13 protein-coding genes and 1 rRNA gene are annotated in these 15,817 nt (G+C 38.8%); 2 read left to right on the plus strand and 12 right to left on the minus strand.

Translation table 11 applies throughout. From position 1 onward, the window contains the following. The 11 genes from I6N90_RS24315 to I6N90_RS24365 all read right to left on the minus strand — a co-directional run. Positions 1-123, minus strand: a 16S ribosomal RNA gene (locus I6N90_RS24315); the annotation flags it as partial. Positions 124-747: 624 nt separating this feature from the next. Continuing rightward, on the minus strand, positions 748-3,030 hold the full coding sequence (locus I6N90_RS25325) for an outer membrane protein assembly factor BamB family protein (RefSeq protein WP_197938508.1): 2,283 nt from the start codon (positions 3,028-3,030) through the stop codon (positions 748-750). Positions 3,031-3,381: 351 nt separating this feature from the next. Next, entirely contained in the window at positions 3,382-4,443 is a 1,062-nt protein-coding gene (locus I6N90_RS24325) for an alpha/beta hydrolase (RefSeq protein ID WP_197938509.1), read from the minus strand. A gap of 110 nt (positions 4,444-4,553) precedes the next feature. Further along, positions 4,554-5,693 (minus strand): efflux RND transporter periplasmic adaptor subunit, encoded by a 1,140-nt coding sequence (locus I6N90_RS24330; protein WP_197938511.1) that lies wholly within the window; start codon positions 5,691-5,693, stop codon positions 4,554-4,556. A gap of 13 nt (positions 5,694-5,706) precedes the next feature. After that, positions 5,707-6,540: a carbohydrate ABC transporter permease gene (locus I6N90_RS24335; RefSeq protein ID WP_197938547.1), complete on the minus strand. Its 834-nt coding sequence runs from the start codon at positions 6,538-6,540 to the stop codon at positions 5,707-5,709. A 55-nt stretch (positions 6,541-6,595) separates the two neighbouring features. Then, complete coding sequence (locus I6N90_RS24340) at positions 6,596-7,450, minus strand: carbohydrate ABC transporter permease (protein WP_197938513.1); 855 nt, start codon at positions 7,448-7,450, stop codon at positions 6,596-6,598. A gap of 114 nt (positions 7,451-7,564) precedes the next feature. After that, positions 7,565-8,971, minus strand: a complete 1,407-nt coding sequence (locus tag I6N90_RS24345) for an ABC transporter substrate-binding protein (RefSeq protein ID WP_232243317.1) — start codon at positions 8,969-8,971, stop codon at positions 7,565-7,567. Between the two features lie 32 nt (positions 8,972-9,003). Next, positions 9,004-9,726: an N-acetylmuramoyl-L-alanine amidase family protein gene (locus I6N90_RS24350; RefSeq protein WP_197938515.1), complete on the minus strand. Its 723-nt coding sequence runs from the start codon at positions 9,724-9,726 to the stop codon at positions 9,004-9,006. A gap of 228 nt (positions 9,727-9,954) precedes the next feature. After that, positions 9,955-10,761: a hypothetical protein gene (locus I6N90_RS24355; protein ID WP_197938517.1), complete on the minus strand. Its 807-nt coding sequence runs from the start codon at positions 10,759-10,761 to the stop codon at positions 9,955-9,957. After that, positions 10,761-12,197, minus strand: coding sequence for a sensor histidine kinase (locus I6N90_RS24360; RefSeq protein ID WP_197938518.1), 1,437 nt, complete (start codon positions 12,195-12,197; stop codon positions 10,761-10,763). Before I6N90_RS24360 ends, I6N90_RS24355 begins: the two co-directional genes overlap by 1 nt. Positions 12,198-12,200: 3 nt before the next feature. Next, complete coding sequence (locus I6N90_RS24365; protein ID WP_197938519.1) at positions 12,201-12,857, minus strand: response regulator transcription factor; 657 nt, start codon at positions 12,855-12,857, stop codon at positions 12,201-12,203. Between the two features lie 252 nt (positions 12,858-13,109). Between I6N90_RS24365 and I6N90_RS24370 the strand changes: the two genes are divergently transcribed. Together I6N90_RS24370 and I6N90_RS24375 are read left to right on the plus strand one after the other, a co-directional pair. Beyond that, positions 13,110-14,171 carry a hypothetical protein gene (locus I6N90_RS24370; RefSeq protein WP_197938520.1) on the plus strand — a complete coding sequence of 354 codons (1,062 nt, stop codon included), beginning with the start codon at positions 13,110-13,112 and terminating at the stop codon, positions 14,169-14,171. 4 nt (positions 14,172-14,175) lie between these two features. After that, positions 14,176-15,042 carry a hypothetical protein gene (locus I6N90_RS24375; RefSeq protein WP_197938521.1) on the plus strand — a complete coding sequence of 289 codons (867 nt, stop codon included), beginning with the start codon at positions 14,176-14,178 and terminating at the stop codon, positions 15,040-15,042. A gap of 60 nt (positions 15,043-15,102) precedes the next feature. Here I6N90_RS24375 and I6N90_RS24380 read toward each other — a convergent pair whose 3' ends face one another. Continuing rightward, positions 15,103-15,795, minus strand: coding sequence for an aspartate/glutamate racemase family protein (locus I6N90_RS24380; RefSeq protein WP_197938522.1), 693 nt, complete (start codon positions 15,793-15,795; stop codon positions 15,103-15,105). Positions 15,796-15,817 lie beyond the last annotated feature (22 nt).

Genomic DNA, 15,817 nt, shown 5'->3' on the forward strand with positions numbered 1-15,817 from the left:
GTGTTACTCACCCGTCCGCCGCTAACCATCAGAAGTGCAAGCACTTCATCAAGTCCGCTCGACTTGCATGTATTAGGCACGCCGCCAGCGTTCGTCCTGAGCCAGGATCAAACTCTCCAAATTAGAAGTTTTATTACTTGGCAAAGCCAATGATAAAATCTTCAAGGTGTTTGACTTGCTCATTACTTATACCGCATTGGAAATCAAGATTTCCAATCGGCGTTTCAATCAACCTCTAATCGCGGTCGCTCATCGCTGAGTTACTTCGATAAAGATTGAAACATATTGCTTTTTCATTACATCCGTTAGGATCAATGAGGCAGTTTCGCTCGTTGTTCAGTTTTCAAAGATCAATCCATCTTGATCAAGTTTTCTTACTTGGCAGAGCCAATGAGAAAATCTTGTTTGTTTCGTTCTTGTTTCCCGGTGTATTTCTTGGCCGGAACAATAATATAACATGCGTTTGTCCACTAATGCAAGCTTTTTTTTAAAAAAAGCTTAAAAAACTTAAAACACACCGTCTACTGACTATCCAATATGCGTCCTATTCATAAAACGCAATTAAGTCATTGCGAAACAAAATTACAGGTTCTAAAATTTTCTTTCATTATAGTAGCGATATAACTCATTCTTTGGATGAACCTATTCGCCGTCCCACGCTCTTCCTTTTATACAAACTACTATCACTACCACAATATAAGTTAGCACGATAGGAATACTATTTTTAGCTGTCTTCGGGATTATTTATCAGTCTTCTAACTCGTTCACATTCAACTTAGAGAAATATCCATTTGCAGAACCGAGGTAAATAATATCTCCATCACGATTCAACAGTCCACTCCACAGAACCGAGTCCCGCCCTTCAGGATAACCAAAACGAACGTCATGAATACGGCTTTTTATACTCCCATCTTCTTTGTTAATATGAAATAACTCATCTCCGAGCAAAAATAACAATGGTTCCGTTAGCAATACTCTAGTTAAGAAAGGTGGATTCAAATGACCAAGTCCAATTATCGACGTCTGCCAAACGACTCGACCCGTCCATTTATCTATAGCGCTAGGAACACCATCAATCTCTAGAAATATACGATCACCTTCTATTTTAGCGTTAGACGCCCGACCGGATACTGTCCATAATATTTTTTCTTCAAATACATCATAGAACGAAGTTTCAAATGTTCTCCCTTCCTTAAGATGAGGAGCATCAACAGTAGCTTCAACGAGTACATATTGGTCATCGACAACCTCAACATCACCATTAAGTTTCAATTCATAACGCGATAAAATGTTACCCGATCTTAAATCTATTAACGATAAATTGTCTCCATGCTTCTTCAATAGATAAGGCATATTAGCCTGTAAGGGCTTTCCCTTTCTCTCTTCAAAATCTATTGTTACCTTCTGTTTCACTTCAGACCAAGGTGCGTCTAAACTCAGTTCCCATTGAACATTACCGGTTTGGAGGTGCACCGCAAATAGAAATTGTTGTTGTTGCACGAGTACATAAGGGTCTCTTCGCTTCTCATTTAATATTTCAAACTGCTCCTTATAAGATTTCTCCCATTTCACTTTTCCTGTTCGTGTATCCAAAACAATAATTAGGCCGTCTTCTTCGAAAGTTTCTCTACTTAAAATGATAACATTGTCTCCACTACTCATTTTCCACCTACCAACAGGCTCTAGTGGAAGCTCATAGGTCCATAATGTTTTTCCATCCGATAAACGTATATGCCTAACACGATACAGATAGCTTTTACTCTCACTATCATAAGGAGTATAAACCGTCATATTTTCACCCTTTTCATCCAAAATAGTGGTTGACCAAGCAGGACCAGCATCTATCTGCCACAGTTTTTTACCCGTGCGCTGGTCTAAAGCATATAAGTTGGAGGCGTAATGCATGCCACTGAATCCTCCGTCATCCCCTCTAACTATTACAACGTCATCAGTTACTGCTTCTAAATACGCAAACCGTAAAGTTCCTCTATTTCTCCAATTCCAGTCCACTTCAGTTGATGAGGGGAGAGCTGATTGAAGATCAAATATGCGAATATTTGAATCATTGTCGCGGTTAGTTGTTACCTGATCGTTTCGCGTAATTGGTAATATCCATCGCCATTCTTCAAGCGTCTTTTCTATAGAAAAGCTCAATGAAAGGTGGAAGTTTTCCTGCTCGTACCTCCATATTTCACCATAACCCTCTGATACATTCTCATAAATCAAACTATATGCTTTTTCAACTATATCAGGCTGTCCAAGTAATTGTTTCACGACGGATTGCTTTACCCCTATTTGAAAAATATCTTCTGTTAGTTGCTGTACACCCATTAACGAAATATCGCTTACATCCCCTAAATTCACTTCTGTTACTTCTTCCTTTTCAGCTATATCTGACTCATGAACCCATAACATAACAGGAGCATAATCCCCATTTTCATTGTAAAAATGTTCAGGGTAGATAGGTACGCCATACCATTCTTTCCACTTGTGTACGCTGTATAATGGTTCGTCGATTTTCGTTATCTCTCGCTTCCATTCGCTCATTGGAAACAACGAAAGTTTTGCACTCTTTTTCACCGTAATTCGGGTCAGAGCCTCTTCCCTTATATCATTAACGGCAAGGATACTATACCAAGTTGGAATCCATATTTGCTCATTAGCAGCAGTTGTTAAGGACATTAAATCACCGTCGTATGTTAATAAATCATAGGAATCACCGGTTAGTCCGTAATAATAAATTTCAGTTGGAATTTGAAAATGGATGGGCTTTTCTTTGAAAATAGGAGCTGAGAACTTTAACATCACCTTTTCTTTAATGTCTTGTGATTCAGTTACTCGTTGATTTAATGAAGTTGTTTGCGGAATAGAAGACGTGTCCGATGGATTTTCAATTACTTTAATAGACGGCTTTACAGTTTGGATTCCCACTTCCGATTGTCTCATACACCCTACGAATAAAATGACACCGACAACCATTATGACTATACACCAGAAGACATGTAATCGTGATGTAACCCAGTATCCCACTTACAACCCTCCATTCTTTTCCAATTAGACGAATGGATTGATTAAAATGTTTCCACTCTTAATAGAGTGAGATAACTCTCAAATAAATGATAGACCTACTGTTCAGCTAGCATTGACAAAAAAAGATCCACAACCAATCGTGGTTGTAGATCTACATAATGAAGTTTCTCCCTCATTTAGTTAACCTCTAATTAAAGCACTCGCTTCGCAAAAGGAATCATTCAAAAAAACCGCTAGAGTAAAACACACACTGATTTGTCCAGCCTACGATAACAGACGGGTGTTTCTTATTTCCCATTCTTGATGAATTGGGGAAAATCCACCCTGTTGATTGTTTTTACAACTTCTAGATCAGGGATTCCGACGTTTACGTTTGACGACAAACAGCCCAATGAAAATGACCATTGCGACCAGGACAATTCCGCTTATCCACTTGAAGCTTTGCAAATCATCATTCTTTGTAACGGGCTCATTGGTAACGCCCTTCTCTTTGTTATGCTCTTGCTCCATCTTATCTGAATCTGTTGCAGTTTGGTTATTCCCTGATTCAGTACTTTTCCCGTCGGGATCTCCAAGCGTTCGTAAGAAGAAAGCCCAGAGCTTGTCAGACAACTGCTTTCCTTGAGTTCTATCAACGATTTTCTCTGTGCCATACTGCCTCCCTTGATTGGTATCGGAGAGCATGTCTGTACCATGATAGGATTCATCGATGACGACCCATTCCTTCTGCTTGGAAGCGGAAGCCTTATATAAAGCTTCAACCTCAGAGTAGTAGTCTCCAGTCGGATCTTTGGTTGAGACTGCGAAAAACGAAGGTACATGGACATTCTTTATGGCTTCAACCGCGTTAAGACTGGCGCCATCGCCCATCGAACGCGGCGATGACAGAATTGCAAGACCTGCAAGTTGTGGAATGTGGGGTGCCGCTATCGCTGATGAGGTACCGCCAACTGATGCTCCGGCCGAGACAATTTTGGTAACACCCCGATCGGTAAGCACCTTAGCTGCCGCCAGCACATCGAGATCCTCACGAGTGAAAGGTTTTCCGTAACCTTCCTCGTTCGGATTATTGTATCGATAGCTCCACAAAATAACCTGATAACCGTGGTCTGCCAATTTCTCCGCAAATGGCAGCCAGCTGCACACATCCCAGCCGCTAGCATGACCCAACGTGACTCCTTTAGAGCCTTCTCCGAGCAGAAGTCCCGATAACAAGACCCCGTCCGAGGTTTTAAACTGCACTGCTTTGTCCTTCAATTTAGTAGGTATACAGGCATCGAGAGGCACCGAACTTCCTGTTGCTACAATTGACGAAGATTGATTGTTCGAATTTGCCTGTACAGAAGTCCCGAACATTGTAATACTCATCGTTATAATCATTATCAATAATATATCGCGTCTAGTTTTTTTCATGATGTACACTCCTATGTTGTAAACTAAAAACTACGTACCATTTCTTATTCATTCAAATAAATCGTCCCGCTATTTTGTATAAACTTCGCTATCGCTTCTGCTGATTTCGATCAATAATTTGTACGAATCTTACCACCATCCTGCAAAGGATGACTGCTCTCCAAAATGATCGTATTCATTGCAAAATCTTCAACTGCTGATTCATGTTCATTGGAATCAATAACAGTAATGGATACTCTGCGAGCATAAAACGTATTGCCTAGTGGACCCTGCTTCCCTTCAACGATATAAACATACGATCCGCTGCCATCCTCATGTATCGCCTTATTAGGCAACAAAAGTATTTCCTCTTCTGTCTTGTTTACTAAATCGACAACTACACTATCCCCATTACGTGCTTCAAAATCATTAATAGTTATTAAAATACGCTTCATCGGAACGATAGCAACAGCATCCTCATTTTCTGCAATTCCACTATTAACGGCATTCGTATTTTCTATCTCTGCAATAACTCCTTCAACCTTTTTATTCCCTGCAGTACTCGATATATTTACCGCTATCTTTTCTTTTAGCTTGAGATTAGCTGTCACTTTGGCTGGTGCTGTAAATTCAAATTCCAACCCTTTATTCCCGTTTGCAAGTATTATATCTGCCCCTTCATTTGATGCATTTAAACCTTCCACAGCATTAACTTTTATTACGATACCAGTAAATGGAGCAATCAATTTACTATTACTGACTAACTCGTTTTGTAACTGCTCAATTTTTCTGTTCATCGTTTTTATTTCGATCTCTTCCATTTGCATATCTCGTTTAGCGTTGCGGATTATAGTTTCATCACCGTTTATTGTTGCCTCCTTAAATAGATGCTGCGACTCTTCCGCTCCCAGCTTCAATTTTTGCAGATTTGCTTGTTCATCTTCTATTTGTTGTTCAGCTTCCTTACTGTCATAGACAACTAACGTGTCCCCTTTTTTTACGAGGTCACCCTCCTTGACAGCAATATTCGTTACTTTCCATCCCATCGTATTCATTAAAGGAAACTCATCTCTATATTTCAGCACACCACTTCCTTGATATCTATGAACCAACTCCCCATTACGAGCTTCTACAGTTGCTACTTTGGGCAAAGTTAGAGACAGCAACGTGTTGCTAAATAGTGTAAATAGCAATAACATTCCTATAAAACAGCCAAACAAAATACGAAGCATTCTTTTATGACCACTCTTAGTTCCTTCGGCTTGCAACAATACCATCTCCTCTCTACCCTTTTATACCTGAAAGTTGGACACCTTCAACAAAATAAGATTCAGCATACAAATACAAAAACACCATTGGGGTCATATATAAGACAGAGGCTGCAAATGCAACACCTCTAGCTTCTTCATTAATTCGTGACAAATAAAGGGATAATGGCTGTTTGAATGCATCCTCCAAAAAAATAAGCGGTTGCTCGATCATATTCCAATTGTCGACAAACAACAAAACAACTAGTGCAGCAATACCCGGCCCAATAAGCGGAACGATAATACTATAAAAAATGCGGAAATGACCTGCACCATCGATCTTAGCTGCTTCAATATACGAAGTCGGAATATGAAGCATAAATTGCCTTAGCATAAACACCCCAAATGCGCTGAATATTCCCGGCAAAATAAGTGAAGAGGAGGTATTCATCATTCCTAGTTTCTCTACAATGATATAGTTAGGAACTAAGGTGACTTGAAAGGGCATTAACATCGTCATTAAATAGATGAGAAACATTCCGTCTCGACCCTTGAATCTAAGTTTGGCAAAAGCATATGCAGCAAGGGAAGCAACGAGCACTTGCCCTACAATAATCGGTACAACGATAAATATGGAATTCCAATACATTTGCAGAAATACAGGTGTTTGAACCAGTACTGCAGCAAATTGCTTAAATGATATCCAATCGGGAATAAGCTTTAAGTTAATAAAACCATCACTACCACCTGATTCAACCTCTACCATCTCGCCAATTAACTTATAGTTGTATTTGATCTCTTCCTCTGACATAAAAGAGTTTGCTACCGTAAATAGAATCGGAAATAACATTATTAAAGCAACTGTTCCCATCAGAACAGTTAATAAAACTTTTCTTAAGATCCCTATTTTGTTCACCCCCTAGATGCTAATCAATAAATTTTCGGAAACGGCGCTCAAAATACAACATCCCCGATACAAGCAATAGAATACCTGCGACCATTAACGTCGCAGCAGCTGTAAGTTTTTGTACATCGAGTGACATGAACATATTGTTCATATAATGTTGGAGCATATAGATGCGGTCATGCGGATAGTCACCTGCAATCAGGTACGTTTCCCGAAATACTTTGAAAGAATTAATAATCGACATGAGCGTAACAAAAAACATCGTTGGCGTTAAATACACTAGCGTAATATGAAGCAATTTATGAAGTCTCCCAGCACCCTCTATATCAGCTGTTTCATAATAATCCCGTGGAATGCTTTGTAGTCCCGCAAGAAATAAAATGATGTTGTAGCCAACGTTTTTCCACATATAAACAAATACAAGCACACCCATCGACCAATCTGATTTCATCCAGTCAATTCGATCTATCGAAAAGTTCTGCAACAGTTTATTTATCGTTCCATTCCAATCAAATAACACTTCCCAAATCATGACGATAGATGCGATGGGTACAACAAGCGGCATAACAAATGCAGTTTGCAGCCCTTTGCGGATAAAAATCTTTTGATTCAAAATAATAGCAAACAACAGGGACAACGCAATAATGAGTGGTACACTCACACCTGTAAATAACATCGTATTGTTTACAGCCTTCCGGAAAGAACTGCTTTCCATTAGTTCTTTATAGTTGTCCATGCCAACAAAAGAACCATCCACAACGTTATCTTGAAAGGAATAAAAAAATCCCATTACAAAGGGTATGACATAAAATAGTGCAAAACCAGCCAAGCTTGGAGCCAAAAAGAGAAAAGCAATGACACTATCTCTTCTCATTACCTTTGCTCCTTTTCTCCATATGCGAGCAGTCACTTTCATCCACCCACCTTTCCGTGTTCTAGAAAAAAACAAACCTTGAACTCCCGCTCAAGGTTTATTACAAACCATTTCTTATTCATTCAAATAAAGGGATATTCTATTTTGCATAAGTTTCGCCACCGCTTCAGCTGACTTCTGTCCGCTAAAATAAGCTTTGGACTCTTCCACGATTATTTCTTCCACCTGGTCCCGATTAAACGCAACCGGATACTTTGCTTCCTTTAAAAATACATCCAGTCCTTCGATATCCTGTGCTGTTATCGTAAAGACCATGCCGCCTAAAAAGCCATCTGGATGATCCTCGACTTTTCCGTCCTTTAGCAGCTCTGCCACTTGTTGTTTGTAAACCTCTTTATTTAAAGGAAACCCCGTTCCCCTTGATCCCTGCATCTCCTCGGATAACATGAATGTAACAAAATCCCAAGCTTCTTCTTTCACCGAAGACTTTTCGTTAATACCCAACGTTTTATAACCTCTGAAGTATCCACCCGTTCCTTGACCTTCGGCCTTTGGACTCGAATAAAGCTTAGATTTGTATTCATAGCTTTCATATCCTTCTGCAAAGTTTTCACTTAGTTTTAAAGCAAGTAAATAATCCGAAGGTGAATTAATTTGCTCTTCCCTGAAGATGGAGCGCACATTCTCACTGGTAGCGATCCCCTTATCATACAAACCCTTCACTTGCTTCAATAATTGGATAAAAGAGTCAGAATCAAACTTCGCTTTTCCATTAGGCTCATCCACAAATGAACTGTACTGATCCATTACGATTTCATTCAATATCTCTTCTGGATAAGCAGCTAACGAAGAAGAATAGTTTGGATCGCCATAAGCCTTGAGACCTTCTGCCGCTTCAAAAAATTGATTCCAGCTCCAATTGTGATCCTCAAACTCTACTCCGCTTTTTTCAATAACTGTTTCATTTCCAATAAAACCATACATAAAGAAATTTAAAGGAATACCGTACAAACTGCCGTTCATTTCCGAGCCGTCTAACACGTTAGTAAAATAGTTTTCCTTCTTAAATGCAGGATCGTTATCGATCATTTTGTTCATGTCTGCCAACAAGTTTTTATTCACATATTTCCCTATTGGCAATACGTCCATTTGAATGAGATCTGGCCCTTTTCCTGATAACATCGCTGCATTCGTTTTCTTAATATATTCCTTCTCTTTCGCTTCCCCTGTTGCATCAGTCGATTCGATATAACTGTACTCGATCGTAATATGAGGATGTTTAGCTTCATATTTCTTTTTTGCTTCTACAAAAAACTCATCCTCATAAAAAGTTGAAAACACGATTGTTTTAGGTGAATTATCGTCCTTTTTTTCTGATGTTTTTTCCCCTGTCGTTGATGTTGGATTAGCTCCACCATCTGTTGATTTATTTGTCTCTCCAGTATTGCTTGGCTTGCCACAAGCCATAATAGAAAGCAGTAATACAAGTACTGTCATTACATGAAATGTTTTTTTCATCATTATCGTTCCCTTCTCTATTAACGGTGCTTAACTTATTTTTTTATAAAATGAGACTTGATTCCATCTACAATCGCCTGTGCCGTCTTATTCTGATGTTCGTCGTTCAACATAGCTGATTCGTTGCTGTTGTTTGTAAGGTAGCCTATTTCTAATAAAATAGCGGGACAGTTGTTATCGTCTAATACTTTCCACTTAAAATTTCGGACACCACGATCTTTAAACCCTGTTCTCTCTACTAATTTTGTATGCAGCTCGTTTGCAAGACTAAAACTTTCCTCTGTGTAGTAATAAGTTTCAGTACCAGACACATTTGCATCAGTGAATGTGTTCCCATGAATGGAGAGAAATGCATCAGCCTTAAGATTATTTGAAAAATGAATACGATCCTCTAAGCCCACTGAAGTATCTTCCCCACGTGTCATATGCACCTCAAACCTATCGTCCTGCTGAAGTAGCTCGGATACCTTTTTGGATAAGGACAGTGTGAAGTCTCGTTCGTAATTCCCGCTAGCTCCTTCTGCACCCGGATCATGTCCACCATGTCCAGCATCAATGACGATTTTGTAACGTTCTGTACCTATTAGTAAGTTGTTTTTATCCCTATTAGGTGATTGTAATGAAGGCAATTGCTCTTTTACTTCACTAGAAGAATCTACTAAACTCACACTTGACCAAATAACTCCTACCAAAATAATAAAACTTATTAAAAATAGCATATTGCTGCGATTCGCTCGTGTTCTGCTTATTCTTTTCATTGCTGTATTCTCCTTGTGTCAGTCGTTTAATAAACGTAATCCCTGTTCTCTCTTCGGCCTTTCATCAGTGTACTGCCCAAATATATGATAAGTACGATGGACTTGTATTGAACTTGTAAAGTTTTCAGATTATCTGTTGGTCGATTGGCTATTCGGAGTTGTACAACACAAAAAAAGCCAGTTGCGACTGCAACTGACTTCATACACAAGCTTCTATTTGGGTATTATCTAATACGAGAAAAAACTAAGCACAGCCATTAATCCTCTATTAAAACCTACAATCTTATTCGTATGCGTATCTACAAAAACACTGGCAATGACCGACTCGTTTTGTTCATCCTTAAAAAATAATTCAACAACTGATCCATTCCACCTTATCATTTCTTTTCCCGATAAAGGTTGAACTGTCGTTAACCCGAGCTCTTCTTTAACAAAACGAGTACCATTATCAATCACTTCTTCAATAGATTCCCTAGTGAAAATCACTTCTCGGGTGTTCATTTGTTGCTTTTCTTGCCTTATTCCTACTTGTTGGGGGTTAATTTGCTCCTTTATTTGCAATACCTTACCGTCTTTTGCACTGAGTACAAGATCATATTCATATTTATATTCATATTGACTGGGGAAATCGGCTACACTCCCCAAATCCACATAGAACAGACCACTCGGTACTTCCTTCAACATCGCCTGCGTGTCAAAAACAATAGATTTATTTCCTTCAGGTTGTGGAGCAGCTCCATACTCCACGTTTTCAAATAAATAACGTAAATTTTGTTGATCTACGACCCTTATATCAATCTTAACGTCGTCTTCCTTAAATTTTTTATCAAAATATTTATTCACTGCATTAATACTTAACGTATTTACTGTTCCTAGTGAAAGAGTGTCACCATAACTGATTTCTTCAGTTACTTGCTCTTCACTTATCTTTTTTACCATAACTTTGTTTTTTTCTACTTTGTTAAAATATCCTCCACAGCCCGTCAGCATAATCATTAATGCTGCACATAAAACAATCATATTCAATGTTCTCATTAGTTCGTCCCACCTTTCCTAACAAATGGGCTGAAAATAACTCTAATTGTTGTTCCTACATTCTCTTCACTAGTCACTTCCATAACAGCATGATGAAGAGTTGCTACACTGTGACAAATAGCTAGACCAAGTCCTGCCCCATTATTACTTTTTGTTCTCGCTTTATCAGCCATATAAAACGGTTCAAATATTTTATCTTGATGTTCTTTTGCAATACCTACACCTTTATCTATTACTTCGAGAATATAATCATCATCCATCCAATACGTACGTATCGTAACTTGCTGCTCTGGGGTAGATGCTTTGAGTGCATTATCAACAAGATTAAAAATGAGTGTTTTGATCAAGTCTTTTTCTAAAAATAACTTACCCGCTTCACAGTCCGTTACGATCAAGACTTGTTTGTCCTTTGCCTTCATGCGAAGCGCAGATTTCATCTCACCTATGACTTTACACATATCATGTTCTGTAAGCTCTAACTGCTCTCCTTGAAGCAAAATCAGATCCATCAATTTCAAAGAAAGCGACTCCAACCGTTTACCCTCAGAATATATAACATCCAGTGCATCAACAAACAATTCTTCGTTATATTTGGTCGTCCGCAAAAAGTTAGCATATCCGATTATGGAAGTTAACGGTGTCTTCAATTCATGGGTGAAATTGTTGATAAACCGCTGTTTCCCTTCATTGATCTGCTCCAACTCATTGATTTTGTCCTCTACGACGGAAGCCATTTCATTAAAATTGTTTGCTAGTACGCCGATTTCGTCCTTGGACTTTAAGCGAACACGTTCAGAAAATTCACCTTTTGATATACGCCGAGCTGTGTCATTAAGTCTATCAATTGGCCTTGTGAGACCTTTACTTACAAAATACATAATGATTAAATAAAGGGCAAATACAGCGACATCCACTTGAACAAAAAATTGATATTGATCGATACGATCCTTGTACACTGCTGTAATGTCTTTTATATAAGTGAACACATATTTTTTGTGATTAATATCTACAATATTTGTTGTGAATACGAAAGTGCGTTTATCAATATCCCGCACAATATACTTAATCTCATTTTCCAGCAAACCATCTAATTCCTTACGATCTTCAGGAAACTTGAAATCTACATTAGTAAAAATTGTATCTCCTGCATCGTTTCGAATGTCTAAATAAACGAGCTGATCGCTATTTCTCCCAACAAACTCATTAGCAATGTTCGTTAACACCGTTTTTTCATAATCGACAGAATCGTAAATACGCAAGATCGGAACGATCGCGTCAACACTCGAATGGATACTCATATTTTGGCTGAGCGCATTGTTCATTTCTTGGCTGACTACTTTATTATGACTTCGTTCGATGACCATTATAGATGCCGCATTAAAAATAACAAAAAAAACGAGGATTGAAATCAAATAGATTTTCTGCCAAAATTTCATAAGCTAATCCTCAAGTCTGTAGCCGATTTTAAAGATCGTTTTAATATGGTCCTGCAAATCCAGTTTTTTTCGTAACGATTTGATATGCATGTCCACCGTTCTAGTTTCACCATAATAATCGCCACCCCAAACTCTCTCGATAAATTGTTCTCTAGACAACGCTATGTTTTTATTTTTTAGCAACATCACTAACAATTCATATTCTTTTGGAGTCAGTTCAACCGATTTCCCTTGCAAGGTTACTTCACGTTTATCTAAATCAACTTGTACATTTTGAAACTTTATTAGATGCTCTTCCTTACCGTATCTTCTCAATACCGTTTCAATTCGGGCAAGCAGTTCAATTGCTTCAAAGGGTTTGACCATGTAATCATCTGCCCCTAGCTTAAGCCCGTTTACTTTATCGTAAACAGAATTTTTGGCAGTTAAAAAAATGACGGGAATACCAAGTGGCCCGATTTTTTCCATTAATGCAAAACCATCAAGCTTAGGAATCATCACATCAAGCAAAATAAGATCAAATTTTTCCCGATTTATTGCTTCGAGCGCAGCTAAACCGTCGTAAACTTCGGAAATTTCGTAGTTCACCAGCTTTAGATTCATCCCAATAATTTTGGAGATATGAATATCGTCTTCTACGATCAATATTTTTTTTGTCATCGTGTTTATCTCCCAGTTCTACCAGTTTATAATGCCTTATCATTTTCTGTACTATATCAGCCACCTATACATTAGACAATAGCGGCGAGTATGATCAGCTGTCAAACTGTGAGAATATGCAAAAAATCTACATCATTTTTGATGGGATATTTGCGATCATTCACCTACAGGAAAACTTTAGAAATTACTTAGTCATTTCTGAATATCTATGAGCTATGTTTAATTCATAAAGACTATAGAGGAGGGAAAACCGTGGCTCAACTGCAAAGCAATACACAAACTTTTTCACAGACTCCAGCAGACAAGGTTTCATCAGTCAAAAACTTGATCACTATGCTACTAGGAACCTGGCTCATCATCGGTTTTTTTATTGACGGCTACGCACATAATCATGGTGCTGTCGAATCATTTTTTACACCGTGGCATGCCATCTTGTATTCGGGTTTTGTGGCAACTGCTAGCTGGCTATTATGGATTGTATACCAAAACAAACGAAGTACGGGACTTCCATGGCTGAAAGCTATCCCTAAAGGATATGGCCTTGGTGTAGCTGGTGTTTTCGTCTTCCTTTCCGGCGGACTTGGTGATTTATATTGGCATACAGTTTTCGGAATTGAAGAAGGTTTTTCTGCGCTACTTAGCCCCTCTCATCTACTCTTACTGCTTGGTGCATTATTAATATTAAGCAGCCCCTTCCGAGTCGGATGGAGAAAACCTGAACAAGCTCCAACCTGGAAGCAATTTTTCCCTACATTAATGTCTGCCACATTGTCGGCTATGATTGTTTCCTTCTTTTTAATGTACACATGGACTTTCGTCCATAACATTGCAGCTCAGCCAAATGTCGATCAAATCATGGAGATTTCACCCTTTATAGTTGAAGCTGAGTCCGTTCGCGGCATACTTTCTATTTTGCTTCATACGTTACAGATGATGTTTCCGATTGTTCTCATTATGAGCCGTTGGAAAGTGCCTCTCGGCTCATTCACCTTTTATATGACATTCCTCAGCACAATGATGAGCGCATTATACGGATTTTATAACTGGCAAGGAATTTTGTTTATGTTAGCAGGAGGCGTAGCCGCTGATCTACTATTCCACACCCTCAAACCAGACCGTACCCGCATATGGAGTTATCGATTAATTGCAATCGTTGTACCGCTTGTTGTCTGGAGTCTTTACTTTCTCTTTATGGAGATCAATGTTGGAATTGGCTGGCCCCCAGAAGTATGGAGCGGATCACTCGTTCTTGCTGCGTTAGCGTCACTCGGACTTTCTGTCTTAGCCGTTCCTCCAGCACAGGAGGGAAGTTAATTGGATGTTTAAAACAAAAAAATCGCTTATCACTACTGCCGCACTTGCAATAATGATTACTTTAAGTGGTTGCTCAAAGGGGGCATGGAATGATTTAGAACGTAATCCGCCTAATCGTGGCTTATTGCATGAGATAAGAACATCCGGGATGAAAGACGCTAGCAGCAATGGCTATACCGTCCAAGTAAAGGCAACCGATGGAGACATTTCAATCGATCAAAATGAAACGTTAGTTCTTGAGGTGAAAGACTCGAAGGGGCAGGTCGTAAAACAATTTACCGAAGATATGACGAAGTTATTCCACTTTATAATCGTAAGCCGAGATTTATCGAAATTTGCACATATTCACCCTGAATTAAAGGATGACGGGACATTCGAGGTAGAACATCAATTCCCATTTGGTGGTGACTTCTTACTCATTTCCGAATTTATCCCAGCAGGAAAAGAACTGACCGTCCACAAACAATGGCTATCTGTACCTGAACCAACTTCGCGTAAAAGTGAACCTGTCGTACCAGATTCCTCACTCACAAAAACAATTGATGGTATAGAAGTAACACTAACTATGATGCCTAGTTTGGAGGAGTTAAAATCAAAGCAGATGGTTATGCTTAACTTTCAGCTCGTTGATACTGCAACGGGTGAGCCCATTCCAGATGTAGAACCTTATCTTGGAACACGTGGGCACGCCGTTATTTTAGATGATACTGCTGAACGATATATTCATGTTCATGCAATGGACGGTATGGGCAGTGGTTCGAATGTTATGTTCCATACTGAATTTCCAGTAGCAGATGTATATAAAATTTGGGGGCAATTTCAAGTAGATGGTAAAGTTATTGCTGCTCCTTTTATATTGAAAGTACAATAAGCAACATTAAGCCATTTCTCATACAACGATTCATTGTTGTATGAGAAATGGCTTTTTATATTATACTTCCAATGCTTGATTAACTGCTTCAATCGCATGAATAACGGTTGTATCAAACAATGGCACATCTACATCCTCTTGTTTGATTAATAAGCCGATTTCCGTACAGCCCAATATGATTCCTTCTGCTCCACGATCAACTAAACGCTGAATAACCTCTTTAAAATAATCTCTAGATGATTGCTCCATCTTCCCTAAACATAACTCTTTATAGATAATGTCGTTAACAATCACTATGTCCTCACCGTTCGGAACTATAACTTCTATGCCAGCAGACGCTATCCGAGCTTTATAAAAATCTTGCTCCATCGTATATTTTGTACCTAGTAGCCCTACCGTTTTTGACTCTACCTTTTGAATTTGATTTGCTGTTGCATCTGCAATATGTAAGATAGGTATATTAATCTTCTCTTCAATATAGTCGATTACTTTATGCATCGTATTGGTACAAATGAGGATAAACTCCGCCCCGCCTTTTTCCAAGGACTGGGCAACATCACCGAGTAGTCTACCTGCGCTTTCCCAATCGCCCGCCGCTTGATAACGTTCTATTTCAGCAAAATCAATGCTATATAACATACACTTTGCTGAATGTAATCCACCTAATCTGCGCTTCACTTCTTCGTTGATGATTTGGTAATACTTCACCGAAGATTCCCAGCTCATGCCACCAATAAGTCCGATTACTTTCATAGATTAACCCTCCCTTTAGTAG

This window comes from Paenibacillus sp. GSMTC-2017 (assembly GCF_016019935.1).
In the GTDB taxonomy this organism is placed as follows: domain Bacteria; phylum Bacillota; class Bacilli; order Paenibacillales; family Paenibacillaceae; genus Pristimantibacillus.